General features: G+C 67.6%; 13 protein-coding genes. 8 read left to right on the top strand and 5 right to left on the bottom strand.

Annotation, left to right across the window (positions count from 1 at the left end):
• The 4 genes from trpC (at nt 1) to lexA (ending at nt 3,268) form a co-directional block, all read left to right on the top strand.
• Nucleotides 1-792, top strand: coding sequence for an indole-3-glycerol phosphate synthase TrpC (gene trpC, locus ACUJ46_RS01790; RefSeq protein WP_445388740.1), 792 nt, complete (start codon nt 1-3; stop codon nt 790-792).
• Nucleotides 789-1,280, top strand: coding sequence for a cyclic pyranopterin monophosphate synthase MoaC (gene moaC, locus ACUJ46_RS01785; RefSeq protein ID WP_445388739.1), 492 nt, complete (start codon nt 789-791; stop codon nt 1,278-1,280). Before trpC ends, moaC begins: the two co-directional genes overlap by 4 nt.
• Nucleotides 1,270-2,484, top strand: a complete 1,215-nt coding sequence (locus tag ACUJ46_RS01780) for a molybdopterin molybdotransferase MoeA (protein ID WP_445388738.1) — start codon at nt 1,270-1,272, stop codon at nt 2,482-2,484. The genes moaC and ACUJ46_RS01780 overlap by 11 nt, the downstream gene beginning before the upstream one ends.
• A gap of 100 nt (nt 2,485-2,584) precedes the next feature.
• Complete coding sequence (gene lexA, locus ACUJ46_RS01775; RefSeq protein ID WP_445388737.1) at nt 2,585-3,268, top strand: transcriptional repressor LexA; 684 nt, start codon at nt 2,585-2,587, stop codon at nt 3,266-3,268.
• Nucleotides 3,269-3,347: 79 nt separating this feature from the next.
• On the opposite strand, the gene otsA is transcribed toward lexA, so the two are convergent.
• The 4 genes from otsA to ACUJ46_RS01755 form a co-directional block, all read right to left on the bottom strand.
• The gene (otsA, locus tag ACUJ46_RS01770) at nt 3,348-4,730 is read right to left on the bottom strand and encodes an alpha,alpha-trehalose-phosphate synthase (UDP-forming) (protein ID WP_445388736.1); all 1,383 of its coding nucleotides are present in this window, start codon (nt 4,728-4,730) and stop codon (nt 3,348-3,350) included.
• Nucleotides 4,727-6,556 carry a glycoside hydrolase family 15 protein gene (locus tag ACUJ46_RS01765; protein ID WP_445388735.1) on the bottom strand — a complete coding sequence of 610 codons (1,830 nt, stop codon included), beginning with the start codon at nt 6,554-6,556 and terminating at the stop codon, nt 4,727-4,729. Before ACUJ46_RS01765 ends, otsA begins: the two co-directional genes overlap by 4 nt.
• Nucleotides 6,553-7,383: a trehalose-phosphatase gene (gene otsB / locus ACUJ46_RS01760; protein ID WP_445388734.1), complete on the bottom strand. Its 831-nt coding sequence runs from the start codon at nt 7,381-7,383 to the stop codon at nt 6,553-6,555. Before otsB ends, ACUJ46_RS01765 begins: the two co-directional genes overlap by 4 nt.
• Nucleotides 7,384-7,492: 109 nt before the next feature.
• Nucleotides 7,493-9,760 carry a TonB-dependent receptor family protein gene (locus tag ACUJ46_RS01755; protein WP_445388733.1) on the bottom strand — a complete coding sequence of 756 codons (2,268 nt, stop codon included), beginning with the start codon at nt 9,758-9,760 and terminating at the stop codon, nt 7,493-7,495.
• A gap of 289 nt (nt 9,761-10,049) precedes the next feature.
• Between ACUJ46_RS01755 and ACUJ46_RS01750 the strand changes: the two genes are divergently transcribed.
• From ACUJ46_RS01750 to ACUJ46_RS01735, 4 genes are all read left to right on the top strand, one after another.
• Nucleotides 10,050-10,661 (top strand): 50S ribosomal protein L25/general stress protein Ctc, encoded by a 612-nt coding sequence (locus ACUJ46_RS01750; protein WP_445388732.1) that lies wholly within the window; start codon nt 10,050-10,052, stop codon nt 10,659-10,661.
• A gap of 3 nt (nt 10,662-10,664) precedes the next feature.
• Nucleotides 10,665-11,237: an aminoacyl-tRNA hydrolase gene (gene pth / locus ACUJ46_RS01745; RefSeq protein WP_445388731.1), complete on the top strand. Its 573-nt coding sequence runs from the start codon at nt 10,665-10,667 to the stop codon at nt 11,235-11,237.
• A 1-nt stretch (nt 11,238) separates the two neighbouring features.
• Nucleotides 11,239-12,339, top strand: a complete 1,101-nt coding sequence (gene ychF, locus ACUJ46_RS01740; RefSeq protein ID WP_445388730.1) for a redox-regulated ATPase YchF — start codon at nt 11,239-11,241, stop codon at nt 12,337-12,339.
• A 104-nt stretch (nt 12,340-12,443) separates the two neighbouring features.
• A complete protein-coding gene (locus tag ACUJ46_RS01735; RefSeq protein ID WP_445388729.1) occupies nt 12,444-13,352 on the top strand; it encodes a cation diffusion facilitator family transporter in 909 nt (302 codons plus the stop codon).
• A gap of 24 nt (nt 13,353-13,376) precedes the next feature.
• On the opposite strand, the gene ccmA is transcribed toward ACUJ46_RS01735, so the two are convergent.
• Nucleotides 13,377-13,955: a heme ABC exporter ATP-binding protein CcmA gene (ccmA, locus tag ACUJ46_RS01730; RefSeq protein WP_445388728.1), complete on the bottom strand. Its 579-nt coding sequence runs from the start codon at nt 13,953-13,955 to the stop codon at nt 13,377-13,379.
• Between the last annotated feature and the right edge of the window lie 26 nt (nt 13,956-13,981).

Raw genomic sequence — 13,981 nt, 5'->3', positions numbered from 1 at the left:
ATGGGAGACCGTCTCGCCCCCATTCTGGATGCCAAGCGCGCGCATGTCGCCGCGCGCAAGGCCATCCGCCCGCCCGAAAGCCTCGACCCCGATGCCAACGGCCCCGTGCGGGGCTTTGCCCGCGCGCTGCTGATGGCCCGCATCGGCGAGCGGGTCGGCCTGATTGCCGAGGTGAAGAAGGCCAGCCCCTCGAAGGGCCTTATCCGGCCGGATTTCAACCCGGCCGCCCTTGCCGCCGCCTATCAGGCCGGCGGGGCCACCTGCCTGTCCGTGCTGACCGACGAACCCTATTTCCAGGGCCATGACAGCTATCTGGCCGAAGCGCGCAACGCCGCGCCCCGGCTTCCGGCCCTGCGCAAGGATTTCATCGTCGATCGCTACCAGATCGCCGAATCCCGCGCACTGGGCGCCGATGCCATTTTGCTGATCGTGGCCGCCCTCGACGATGCGCAACTGCAGGACTTCGAGGCCGAGGCGACCGCCATGGGACTCGACGTGCTGGTGGAAGTGCATGACGAATCCGAGCTGGATCGCGCCCTTGCCCTGAAAACGTCCCTCATCGGCATCAACAACCGCAATCTGAAAACCATGGAAACCAGCCTGTCCGTCACCGAGGCGCTGGCGCCGCGCGTGCCGGCCGACCGCATCCTCGTTTCGGAATCGGGCATTGCGCTGCACGAGGATCTCAACCGGCTGGGCCGGGCGGGCATCACCACCTTCCTGGTGGGCGAATCGCTGATGCGCGAGGATGATGTGGAAGCCGCCACGCGGCGGCTGCTGACCGGCCTGTGAACGCCGGCGCGCCTGTGAAGGGGGGGCTTACCCATCTCGATGCAGCAGGCAATGCCCGCATGGTGGATGTGGGCGAAAAGGCCGCCACCGCCCGCGTCGCCATTGCCGAGGGCCGCATCAGCCTGTCGGCGCAAGCGCTCGACGCCATTGTCAGCGGCGCGACGAAGAAGGGGGATGTGCTGGCCGTCGCCCGTGTGGCGGGCATCATGGCCGCCAAGAAGACGTCGGACATCATCCCGCTGTGCCACCCCTTGCCGCTCAGTTCGGTGACGGTTCAGCTCGAACCGGGCGAAGACCATGTCCGTGTCGTAGCCGAAGCGCGGACCACGGGGCAGACAGGCGTGGAGATGGAGGCGCTGACGGCGGCCTCTGTCGCCCTGCTCACCATCTATGACATGGCGAAGGCGCTCGACCGGGCAATGGTGATCGAGGGCGTCCGCCTGCTGGAAAAACGCGGCGGCAAATCCGGCGACTGGCGTGCCGGCTGACCATCTGATCGAGGCCGACACCGCTCTGGCGCGGCTGCTGGCGCTGGCCCGGCCGACCGCGACCGAGGATGTCGCCATCGCGGAGGCCGGCGGGCGACGCCTTGCCGCCGATGTCACGGCGCGGCTCACCCAGCCGCCTGCCGATCTCAGCGCCATGGATGGCTATGCCCTGCGATTCGAGGATCTGCCCGGCCCGCTGCGGATCGTGGGTGAATCCGCCGCCGGCCATCCCTGGCACGGCGTGCTGCAACCGGGCGAGGCCGTGCGCATCTTCACCGGCGCCCATGTGCCGGCAGGCGCCGACACGGTCGCGGTGCAGGAAGATGCAGAGCGGGTCGCCGACAGTGTCGCCTTTCCGCGGGAAGGCCCGCCGGGGCCGGGCGCCCATATCCGGCGCCGGGGCATCGATTTTGCCGAGGATGCGCCGCTGGCAAGGCGGGGCGACCGCATCGGCCCGGCCCGCCTTGGCCTGCTGGCGGCAGCCGGCCTGCCCACACTGCCCGTCCATCGCCGCCCGCATGTGATGCTGCTGTCCACAGGCGACGAGCTTGTCGCCCCCGGAACGCTGCCGGGGCCGGGGCAGATCGTCGGCTCCAACGGCCTGATGCTGGCGGCCCTGCTGCGCGCCGCAGGGGCGGACGTGACAGACCTGGGGCTGGTTCCCGACAGCCGCGCGGCGCTGGCCGACGCCATCCGCGCCTCGGCTGGCGCCGACATTCTCGTCACCATCGGCGGCGCCTCTGTCGGCGATCATGATCTGGTGAAGCCGGTGCTGGAGGCGCTCGGCGCCCGGATCGATTTCTGGAAGATCGCGATCCGCCCCGGCAAGCCGCTGATGGCGGGAACGCTCGGGGACATGCCGGTGATGGGCCTGCCGGGCAATCCGGTTTCGGCCTATGTCTGCGCCCGCATCTTCCTGTTGCCGCTGCTGCGCCACATGGCGGGCGACCCGTCGCCGGAAGAGCAGCCGCGCATGGCCCGGCTGGAAACCGGCGTTGCCGAGAACGGCCTGCGCCGGGACTATATGCGCGCCATCGTAACGCAGCGCGATGACGGCCTGACCGTCCGCCCCGCAGGCGCGCAGGACAGTTCGCTCCTGTCCGTGCTCGCGCGCGCGAACGCGCTTCTCATCCGCCCCGCGCGTGCGGAGGCGGCCCCGGCCGGCACAAGCGTTCCCGTAATGCTTCTCGAAACGCCCGACTGAGACGCCCTGTTGCCCATGGGCGGAGGCCATGCCACGCCAGCGCTTGACTTGTTTCGAATGGTTCCCCTAATGTTCCACCCATGTTCCGGTGGAGGACCTGATGCTGACAGCAAAGCAACATGAACTTCTTCAGTTCATCCAGTCGCGGCTGGCCGAAACCGGCGTCTCCCCCTCCTTCGAGGAAATGAAGGAAGCGCTCGACCTGAAGTCGAAGTCGGGCGTCCACCGGCTGATCCGCGCCCTGGAAGAGCGGCAGTTCCTGCGCCGCCTGCCCAACCGGGCCCGCGCGCTCGAAGTGCTCCGCATGCCGGGCGATGCCCTGCCCGGCGACAGGCGCGGCGGCGTGACCGACATCGCCTCGGCCCGGGCACGGCGCGCCGCGCGCCAGCCTGCGGCAAGCGCCCCTGCCCTCAGCGTGCCGCTTGTCGGCCGCATCGCGGCCGGCCTGCCGATCGAGGCTGTCGAGGATCACGAACAGCTCGCCGTGCCGACCGCCCTTCTCGGGCCGGGCGAACATTATGCCCTCCAGGTCACGGGCGATTCCATGATCGAGGCAGGCATCTTCGATGGCGACTTCGCCCTCATCCGCCGCTGCGAGGATGCGCAGGATGGCGACATCGTCGTCGCCCTCATCGACAATAATGAGGCAACGCTCAAATATTTTCACCGGGACAAGGGCATGATCCGGCTCGACCCGGCCAACGCCGCCCATGATCCGCAAGTCTATCTGCCCTCGCGCGTGCGCATCCAGGGCCGGCTCGCGGGGCTTCTGCGCCGCTACTGAGCGCAGCCTTCGGGCGCGACGGGGGCGTGCACGACGGGGGCGGGCGCACGGCAGGCCCCGCTGCTCCCGTGCAAGACCGTCAGCGCTGAGGAACCGCCTTCAGTGCCGCCACGAAGGATTCGCGCCAGCTGGTCACATCATCGCGCATCACGCCATCCAGAAGGGCCGAATTGCGCCGTACCCGCTCAGCCCGTTCCATCGCCATCGCCTGCCGCAGCGCATCGGCGATCTCCTCGGAACTATAGGGGTTCACCAGCAGGGCGTCCTTCATCTGCCGGGCAGCGCCGGCAAAGCGGGACAGGATGAGCACGCCCGGATCCTTCGGATCCTGCGCGGCCACATATTCCTTCGCCACCAGGTTCATGCCGTCGCGCATGGGTGTCACCAGCCCGATGCGGGCACTGCGGTAGATGCCGGCAAGGTCGCGCCGCGAATAGCCGCGGTTCACATAGCGGAGCGGCACCCAGTCCACATCGGCATGGGCACCGTTGATACGGCCCGAAAGCTGATCGAGTTTTTCCCGGATTTCCCGGTAGGTGCCGATGGTGTTCCGCGAGGGGGGCGCGATCTGCAGCAGGAACACCCGGTTCAGCAGGTCGGGGTTGTCGGCGAGAAAGCGCTCATAGCCGGTGAAACGCTCTTCGAGGCCCTTGGAATAATCCAGCCTGTCCACACCGATGATCATGTGGCGCCCGGCAATGCTTGCCCGCATGCGTCGCGCCATCGCCCGCGCCTCATTGCTGCGCGCCGCCTTCTGGAAGGCCTCGGCATCGATCCCGATCGGGAAGGCTGCGGCCTTCACGCACTGGCCATAGGCATGGGCAGTCCCGTCCGGCTCCACCCGGCCGCCGGCCTCGCGCAGGCAATAGTCGGTGAAGGCGGACATCCATTCTTCCGTCTGGAAACCGATGAGGTCATAGGCGAACATGGATTCCACCAGCGCCTCATGATGCGGCAAGGTCGCCAGCAGGCGCACCGGTGGCCATGGCGTGTGCAGGAAAAAACCGATCCGGTTCCTGACGCCGCGCGCCCGCAGTTCCCGCGCAAGCGGGATCAGGTGATAGTCATGCACCCAGATGATGTCATCCGTCTCCAGCATGGGGCAGAGCGTGTCGGCGAAACGCCGGTTCACGCGGGCATAGCCGCTGTCGAACTGGCGGTCATATTCGGTGATGTCGATGCGGTAATGGAACAGCGGCCACAGCGTGCGGTTGGCGAAGCCGTTGTAATATTCGTCCACATCGCGTGGCTCGAGGTCGATCGTCGCTGTCGTGACGCCCTGGGCGCGGCGGAAATCAAGCTTGCCGGTGAATTCGGCCACCTGCTCGCCCGACCAGCCGAACCAGATCCCGCGCGACTGGCGCAGCGCCGCAGCCAGCGCGACGGCCAGCCCGCCCTGGCTTCCGGTGCTGTCGATGGCGGGCGGGCTGACCCGGTTCGAGACGACGATGAGCCTGCTCACCGGACGGCCGCCCACGGCCGCGACAGGAGCGCCGCGCAGTTGATGAGACCCACGAGCGAATAGGTCTGCGGAAAATTGCCCCAGAGTTCGCCGGTCACGATGTCACTGTCTTCCGACAGAAGCCCCGAATGGGTGAGCCGGTTCAGCATCGATTCGAACAGTGCCTTCGCCTCATCGGTGCGCCCTGAGAGGTGCATCGCCTCGATCAGCCAGAAGGTGCAGAAGTTGAAGGCGGTCTCTGGGGTGCCGAAATCGTCCGGCTCGATGTAGCGCAGCATGCTGTCCCCCCTTCGCAGGCCGCGCTCCACGGCCGAGAAGGTGGCTGCGAAGCGCGGATCGTCCACGTCGAGGAAGCGCAGGTCCAGCATCTGGAGCAGGCTTGCGTCCACCTCCGCGGTTCCGAAACTGGCCGAGAAGGCGCCAAGGTCCTGGCTCCAGGCGTCCGTCTCGATACGCTTGCGGATGATCCCGGCGCGATCGCGCCAGTGGCTGGCCCGGTGCGGCAGGCCCAGCGCGACGGCGGCGTTCGCCAGCCTGTCGCAGGCGGCCCAGCACATCAGCGCCGAATAGGTGTGGACACGCGCGCGGGTGCGATATTCCCACAGGCCTGCATCGGGCTGGTCATGCAGGGCGAAGGCGCGCTCGCCCACCCGCTCCAGGGCTTCGAAATCGGCCGCGTCTCCGGGGCGGAACAGCCGCTGGTCGAAGAAGGCCTGGACGGAGGACAGGATGACCTGCCCATAGACATCATGCTGCAGATGTTCATGCGCCTGGTTGCCGTAGCGCACCGGCCCCATGGCGCGATAGCCCGGCAGGTCAGGCGCGACATGCTCTGTCAGCGTCTGTTCCATGCCGATGCCGTAAAGTGGCTGGATATGCCCACCGCCGGCCGCGTCCACGATGTTGCGCAGGAAGCCGAGGTAGTTTTCGAGCACGTCGAGCGCGCCCAGCCGGTTGAGGGCCTGCACCGTGTAATAGGCATCCCGGATCCAGCAGTGGCGGTAATCCCAGTTGCGGCCCGAACGCGGCGCCTCGGGGATGGAGGTGGTGAGCGCGGCCATGATCGCACCCGTTTCCTCATAGACACAGAGCTTCAGCGTGATGGCGGCGCGGATCACCACCGTCTGCCAGTCCAGCGGCAGGGCAAGGCCCCGCACCCAGTCCTGCCATTCCGCGACGGTGGCGTCGTGCATGGCGCGCACCGTTTCCCGGAGATCCCCGCTGAAGGGCTCGTCCGGCCCAAGGAACATCACCCGCACCCCTTCCAGCCGGTGCCAGCGCTCGTCCAGGACATGGCCGACGGGAATGTCGGTCGTCAGCCTGAGGGGCAGGCTTTCCAGCAGGTAGCGCACATGGTTGGAGCCTGCCGTGGTGCGCGGGGTCCGCGCGCCATGGCCCATCATGGGCCGCAGGCGCACGCGGATACGGGGCGCGCCCTTCAGCGGCCGCAGCACCCGCACGAAGGCCGTGGGCCGATAGGTGCGCCCCTGGCGGACATGGCGTGGCGCAAAATCCACGACCTCCACCTCGTCCCCCGTTTCCGAGACAAGCACGGTGCGCAGCACCGCCGTGTTGCGGATGTAGGACTGACGCGCGCAGGAAAAGCCATCGAGATCGACCGACCAGTGGCCCGCGACATCCGCATCCGCCGGGTCGCGGCCGCCAAGCAGGGCCGGAAAGAGCGGATCGCCATCGGGGCGCGGCATGCAGGCCCAGACCATGCGGGCCTGCCGGTCGATGAGGGCAGAAACCGTGCAATTGCCGATGGGCGCGAGATCGAGCGTGCCCCAGGGGCCTTTCCCCTCGCCCGAGGGTGCGGCATTCATGGCGCGCCCCCGCTGTCCTGCCCGGCGGCCTTCAGGCTCGAAAGCCAGCGTTCGACAGACCGCACATCGGGCAGCGCGTGGCGCGCGACGGTGCCATGGGGCGCCGGCCCGACACGAATGCCATGACCACCAAGCGCCTGGACGGCGGCGAAGGCGCTTTCGTCCGTGTCGTCATCGCCCACGAAGACGGGATGGGCGCCCCGGAAGGGCGATGCGGCCATGAAGGCCGCGACGGCATCGCCCTTGTCGGCGCCCGGAAGGCGCAACTCGATCACCATCTTGCCGGTCTGTTCCTTCAGCCCCAGTTCCCGCGCCAGCGTGCCTGCCTTTTCGCGGGCAAGACGTTCCAGTTCCGGCGCGCCGCGATAATGCAGGGCCAGCGCCAGCCCCTTGTCTTCGAGCAGCAGGCCGGGCGCGGACTGCGCCAGCGCCGCAAGCCGCAGCCGGGCGGCATCGAGTGCCGGCGCGGCGGCGGGCCGCTCGATGCGGCCGTCCGTGTGGCGGCGCTCCAGCCCGTGCACGCCGGCAAGGGCAAGCCCCTGCACCGGGACGAGCCGGTCAAGCATGGCGATGCTGCGTCCGCTGACAATGGCGAGCCGGCCATCCAGCCCGGCCTGCACCCCTTGCAGGGCACGGGCCATGCCATCTGTCATCCGGGCCGCATCGGGCGTGGGCGCGAGATCTGCGAGCGTGCCGTCGAAGTCGAGAAACAGGGCCGTGCCGCGGCCCAGCGCCGGCGGAGCCAAACCGGGCGCATGTCCGGGCGCAAATCCGGGCCCGGAACCGACCGCACCGGCCGTGCCATTCCTGGCGGAGAGGATTTCCATGTGCCCAAGCTAGGGCGCATGGCGCTGCATTGCAACAAAGGCCCGATACGCACGCCGCCGGCTCGCACGCCCGGCCCGCGCGCGCCCCATGTGCGACGCGGCGCGAAGGTCAGAAGCGGGCGCGCAGGCCCGCCAGCGCCAGCCGGGGCGCACCGGGGCGCGCGCCTGCCGGCGAGAAGGAGGCGGCGTAGCGCTCGTCGAACAGGTTCTGCACCGTGACAAAGGCTTCGAGGCCGGGCGTGATGTCGAAGCCGGCAGCCAGATCCACCAGCAGCCGTTCGTCGACAAGGCCGGTCGCGGGGATCGCCCCCTGCCCGGCTTCGGCGCGGGCTTCCGACACCCAGTTGAGGCCGATGGAAAGCCGTGCACGCTCTGCCTCGATTCCGGCCGTCAGCGCCAGCTGGTGTTCGGGCATATAGGGTAGCCTGTCACCCTTCTGCACCGTGCCCCAGGGCCCGTAGCCGGACGCGAAGCCCGACTGGAACCGGGCGTCGGTGTAAGTGTAGGCGAGGGTCACGGGGAAGGAGAGGCCGCGCCGCTCGTCCTTCAGGCGGATGGCGGCGGATGCCTCGATGCCCTTCACATCCACTTCGCCGCCATCGAACTGTTCGCCGATTTCGCAGCCGCCACCGCTGGAGGCCGTACAGGTGCCGACCAGATTCTCGTAATCGTTGAAGAAGCCGATGATGTCCGCGCGCCAGCCATTCTCGCCAAGGCGCACGCCGGCTTCATAGTTCCAGCTGCTCTCGATTCCGGCCGTGCTGCCGGGGCCAGGCGGCGCGAAGCCCTTGTGCACCCCGCCGATGATGCGGACAGCCGGCGCGACGCGCCATGTGGCCGAAAGGCCGGGGATCAGCACGTCCACCGTCGAACGGGTGCGGGCGGTCACGGTCTGGCGCGCGGGATCGGCGGTGCTCCAACGTGTCTGGATCAGGCGGATCGTCTCGTAGCGCAGGCCGGGCACGAGGGTGAGGTCACCGGCCTCGATCGTGTCGCGCAGGAAGAAGGCCCAGGCCTTGCCCTCGCCCAGCCGGTTGTCCTGGCTGCCCGGCGCGCCGGCGCTGGCCAGAACGGGGCGTCCGTCCACCATGGTGTAGCGGTCGTCGTTCTGGAAACGGTCCTCGCTGTCCTCATGGTAGCGGGCGGAAATTTCCAGCTGATGCGACAGCCCGCCCGTCTCGAAGCTGGCGGCAAGCTGGGTCTGGATGCCGCTGGCCTCATAATCGCGCTTGTTGTTGCGCACGCGCAGGCTTCCGGCGCGGCCGGTGAAACCGTCGCCGCCGACCAGTTCGGTCATCTGCGTGGCATAAGCGGCCGGGTTTTCCAGAATGTCGGTAAGGCCCACCCAGCCCGTATCGGCGCTATTGCGCACATCGTTCAGCTTGTACCATGCGCGGCCGGTGCGGTGATGATAGGCGATCGTCGTCAGTGTCAGGCCAGGGGCCAGTTCCCAGCCATGGCTGAGCTGGAATGTCTCGTGCAGCACATCCATCCGGTCGGCGGCGCTGCCATTGTAGCGGCGGAAGGGATCGGCCCGGAAATCCGCCAGCGTCAGGCCGAGATAGGTTTCGTCGCTGCGTTCATCATAGCGCTGATATTTCAGCTCGACATGCTGGCCGGCATCCGGCGCGCGCAGGGCAAGCTTTGCCACCATGTCCGAAATCTCGAAGCCAGTGGAGCCGCCCGAGTCGATCCGCTTGAACCCGTCGGAGCTTTCATGAAGCCCTTCGATCATGGCGCCGACTTCGAAACCGCCCACCGGCGCCCAGCCGCCCACTATGCCATGGGCGCGCAGGCCGCCATGGTTTCCGGCCAGAAGCTGCGCTTCGCCCGAAACGGGGTTGGGACCATCCGGAATCGGGGCGGATTGCAGGTTGATCGCCCCGCCGATGGTCAGCGGGCCATATTTGATGGCCGCCGGGCCTTTCGCCACCTCGATGCCGCGAATCCGGGTCAGGCGCGGGAAATAATAGGCGGCTGGAGCGGCATAGGGGGCTGGCGCGATCAGGACGCCATCTTCCATCACCGTGATCCGGCCGTTGCGATCGGTGCCGGAACCGCGGATGCCGATGTTGGGCCTGAGGCCGAAGCCCTCTTCTTCCTGCAGGAACACGCCCGGCACGGCCCGGAAGACACGATTGGGGTCCGACTGGTCGAATCGCGCCAGTTCCTCCGAATCCAGCCGGTGAACGGCGCCGCCGATATCCAGCGTGTCGGCCCGGCTTGCAGTGACGAGTATGGCGCTCACCGGGCTGTCCCCGGCTTCCGCCGCCAATTCGCCCCCGGCAAGCGCCGGCGTTCCGCCAAGGATGCCCAGGCCCGACAGGAGCAGGGCGCGCAGGCTGACGGAGGAGGACTTTCGGATGTGGCTTTTCATAGGTCGAGACGCCCTGGCAGAGTTGCAATCCATTCTCATTCGCGCCTAGCTGCGGTTGAGCCCTGCCTCAAGCGCTTTTTTGCAACTGGCTCGCAGAAGCAGCCACCCAGGTCCGCTCTCCAGGTCCGCTCTTGAGGTCCGCCGTCCAGGCCCGCCGGTCAGGCACGATGCGCCACCACCCGCGCGCCACCACCCGCTCCTTGCGCGCACGCATGCGCTGGGCTATGGCCCCGCCCTTCGCAGCTGGCACACCCTGGAGGTGCCGGGCGAATGGCTATTGGAGAAGAACATGTCTGATGTGCTGACGCTTGCCGCCGAGGCACGCGACCGGGCTGGCAAGGGAGCCTCCCGGGCGATGCGGCGGGAAGGCCGGGTTCCGGCGGTGATTTATGGCAACAAGGAAGCAGCGCTTCCGGTCCATGTCGAGGAAAAGCGGCTGATGAAGCTGCTTAACACCGGCCACTTCATGAACTCGGTGATCGAACTCGAGATCGACGGCAAGACGCATCGCACGCTTGCGCGCGACGTCCAGTTCCACCCCGTGACGGATCGTCCGATCCATGTCGATTTCTTCCGCGTGTCGGCTGATTCGCTTGTCACGGTGAACGTGCCCGTCCGCTTCGAGAATGAAGACAAGTCCCCCGGCCTGAAGCGCGGTGGCGTTCTCAACGTCGTGCGCCACGACATCGAGCTGAAGTGCCCGGCCAACGCCATCCCCGATGACGTGGTCGTGGATGTCTCGGGCTTCGACGTGGGCGATTCGATCCACATCTCGGCCGTCACCCTGCCCGCCAATGTCTCGACCGTGATCGACCGCGATTTCACCATCGCCACGATCGCCGCGCCCTCGGGCCTGAAGAGCCAGGAAGCGGCCGCGGAAGAGGCCGCCCAGGAGGGCTGAGACGTGCAGCTGTTCGCCGGGCTGGGCAATCCCGGCCCGGCCTACGCCCTGCACCGCCACAATGTGGGCTTCATGGCCGTGGACGCGATCCAGTCCGTCCACGGCTTCAGCCCGTGGAAGGCCCGTTTCCAGGGCCTGGCGAGCGAAGGCCGCCTTGGCGGCGCAAAGCTGCTGCTGCTGAAACCGGCCACCTTCATGAACGAAAGCGGCCGCTCGGTCGGCGAGGCGCTGCGTTTCTTCAAGCTCGGCCCGGACGCGCTCACCGTATTCTATGACGAGCTCGACCTCGACCCCTTCCGGGTAAAGGTGAAGCATGGCGGCGGGGCAGCGGGCCACAATGGAATCCGCTCCATCATCGCCCATGTCGGTGCAGATTTCCGCCGCGTGCGCATCGGCATCGGCCATCCCGGCCACAAGGACCGGGTGACGCCCCATGTGCTCGGCAATTTCGCAAAAGCCGAGGAAGGCCGCCTGGCGGACATGCTGGGCGACATCGCCGCGCTCGCCCCGCTTCTGGCCGATGGTGACGAGGCGCGGTTCATGAACGATCTGGCGATGCGCCAGCAGGAGGTTTGAAATGGGTTTTCGCTGCGGGATCGTGGGCCTGCCCAATGTGGGCAAATCCACCCTGTTCAACGCGCTCACCGAAACGGCGGCGGCGCAGGCGGCCAACTATCCCTTCTGCACCATCGAGCCGAACGTCGGGAATGTCGGCGTGCCCGACCCGCGCCTTGCCGAAATCGCACGCATTGCCGGTTCGCAGAAGATCATCGAAACGCAGCTCGGCTTTGTCGACATCGCCGGCCTCGTGCGGGGCGCATCGAAGGGCGAGGGGCTTGGCAACCAGTTTCTCGCCAACATCCGCGAGGTGGACGCCATCGTCCATGTGCTGCGCTGTTTCGAGAATGACGACATCACCCATGTCGAGGGCCGGATCGACCCCGTGGCCGATGCCGAAACGGTCGAGACGGAGCTGATGCTCTCCGACCTCGAAAGCCTCGAACGGCGCGTGCCCAACCTGATGAAGAAGGGCCAGGGCGGCGACAAGGACGCGAAGAGCGCGGCTGCCGCCCTGCAGAAGGCGCTCGACCTGCTGCGCGAAGGCAAGCCTGCCCGACTTGCCCAGCCCGCCGACCCGGAAGAAGCCCGGCACCTCGCCCAGGCCCAGCTCCTCACGTCAAAACCCGTCCTTTATGTCTGCAATGTCGAGGAAAGCGCTGCTGCGACCGGCAACGCCCAGTCCGCCCGGGTGGAGGAAATGGCGAAGGCGCAAGGAGCGGGTGTGGTGATCATCTCGGCCGCCATCGAAGCCGAAATCTCGACCATGCCGCCGGAGGAGCGCGGCGACTTCCTCGGCGAACTCGGGCTGACGGAAACCGGCCTCGCACGCATCATCCGCGCCGGCTATGATCTCCTGCATCTCATCACCTTCTTCACCGCCGGCCCGAAGGAAACCCGCGCCTGGACGGTGGAGCGCGGCGCCACGGCGCCGCAGGCGGCAGGTGTCATCCACAGCGATTTCGAAAAGGGCTTCATCCGCGCCGAAACCATCGCCTACGAAGACTATCTGGCCTTCGGCGGCGAAGCGGGCGCGCGCGACCATGGCAAGCTGCGGGCCGAGGGCAAGACCTATGTCGTCCATGATGGCGACGTGATGCACTTCCTGCACAGCAACTGATCTTGCGCCTGCCGGCATGGTGGGCAATCCTCCGCACCTGCACGGCCCGTGCATGAAAGCCGGGCCTCTGGGCGGGGGAAGCGATGGGTTCGGCAGAGCGCGCCATGGCACTGCGGAGCGAGTTCGAGGCGGCACTCCTCAAGCTGTCCGTTCGCGCAACCTTCCTGATTGCCGCCCTCGGCATGGTGTTCGGCGTTTTGTCCGGCTCCGTCGCCATCATCTTCGATGGCCTGTTCAGCCTGATCGATGCCGCCATCACCTGGCTGATGCTGGTGGTGGCGCGCCTTGTCGCGCGGGAATCGAACCAGAAATTCCAATATGGTTACTGGCACCTCGAGCCGCTTGTCCTCGGGCTGAAGGCCGCGGTGCTGCTCATCCTCATTGCCTTCGGCTTCCTCGGCGCACTCGAAAGCCTGCTCTCGGGTGGTTACACGCCCACCCTGGGTGCAGCGATCCAATATGCCGCGATCACCGTCATCATCTGCTTTTCCACATGGTTCTGGATGTGGCGGCAGAATGACCGGCTCGGGTCCGAACTGGTGCGGGTCGATTCCCGCGCCTGGCTGGCATCGGGCTTCATCACGCTTGCCCTGCTCATTGCCTTTGCGCTGGCCGCGCTGATGCAGGGCGGCGACCTTGCGTGGCTGGTTCCCTATGTCGATCCGCTGGTGCTCGCCCTCGTTTCGCTGGCGATCCTGCCGGTGCCGCTGCTGGATGCACGGCGCGCCTTTCGCGACATCTTCGGAATCGTCCCGGCAGACCTCGACGCCCGCGTCCGCTCCGTGATGACGGATTTCGTCGCCCGTCATGGTTTCCTGCGTTTCGAAAGCTATGTCGGCAATGCGGGGCGTGCCCGCTTCATCGAGATTTCGGTGCTCGCCCCGCCACACATGCCACCGCGCGAACTGGGCTGGTACGACGGGCTGCGCAAGGAAATCGGGCAGGCCATCGGCGACGGCGGGCCGGAACGCTGGCTGACGATCAGCTTCACCGCCGACCCTTCGGAACTGTAACGCCCGCCCTGCAGAGACAGCACCCTATAGGGACAGCGCCTGCGCGCCCGGAAAGGGAAGCGGCTGATGGGTTGCCGCCAGCACCAGCCCGCCTGCGGCGCGATGCTGCGCCACAGCCGCCAGCAGCCGCTCTTCCGATGCCGCATCGAGCGCGCTTGTCGGCTCGTCCAGCAGCCAGAGCGCGGCACCGCTGGCAATCGTGCGCGCCAAAGCCACCCGCTGCCGCTGGCCCGACGAAAGCTGGCCGCAGCGGAAGTCCATCAGCGCCGTCACCGCCATTGCGTCGGCAGCCGCCGCCAGCCGCTCGGGCGGCGCACCGTCGAGGCTGGCCCAGAAGCCCAGTTCGCCGCGCACCGTGCGGTCGGGCTTCAGCGCCGTGTCGGCTGCCAGCAGCGCCGTTGAAAAGGGGTTGGAAATCCTGCCCGCCAGCGGCTCCAGCAGGCCCGCCACCAGCCGCAGCAGCGAGGATTTGCCAGCCCCGTTCCGCCCCGTCACCAGCAGCGCCTCGCCTGGCGCAAGGGTGAAGCCCAGCCCCTCGAACAGGAGCCGCCCGCCACGCGCGAGCGCCAGGCCATCGGCTTCCAGCCATTCCGTGCTTGCCATCAGGCCGCCCATTGCCTATGCCGCCG

The sequence above is a fragment of the Sandaracinobacteroides sp. A072 genome (assembly GCF_052616365.1).
The sequence above is the reverse complement of the archived record's forward strand: the minus strand, read 5'-3'. Positions and strand labels throughout refer to the sequence as shown.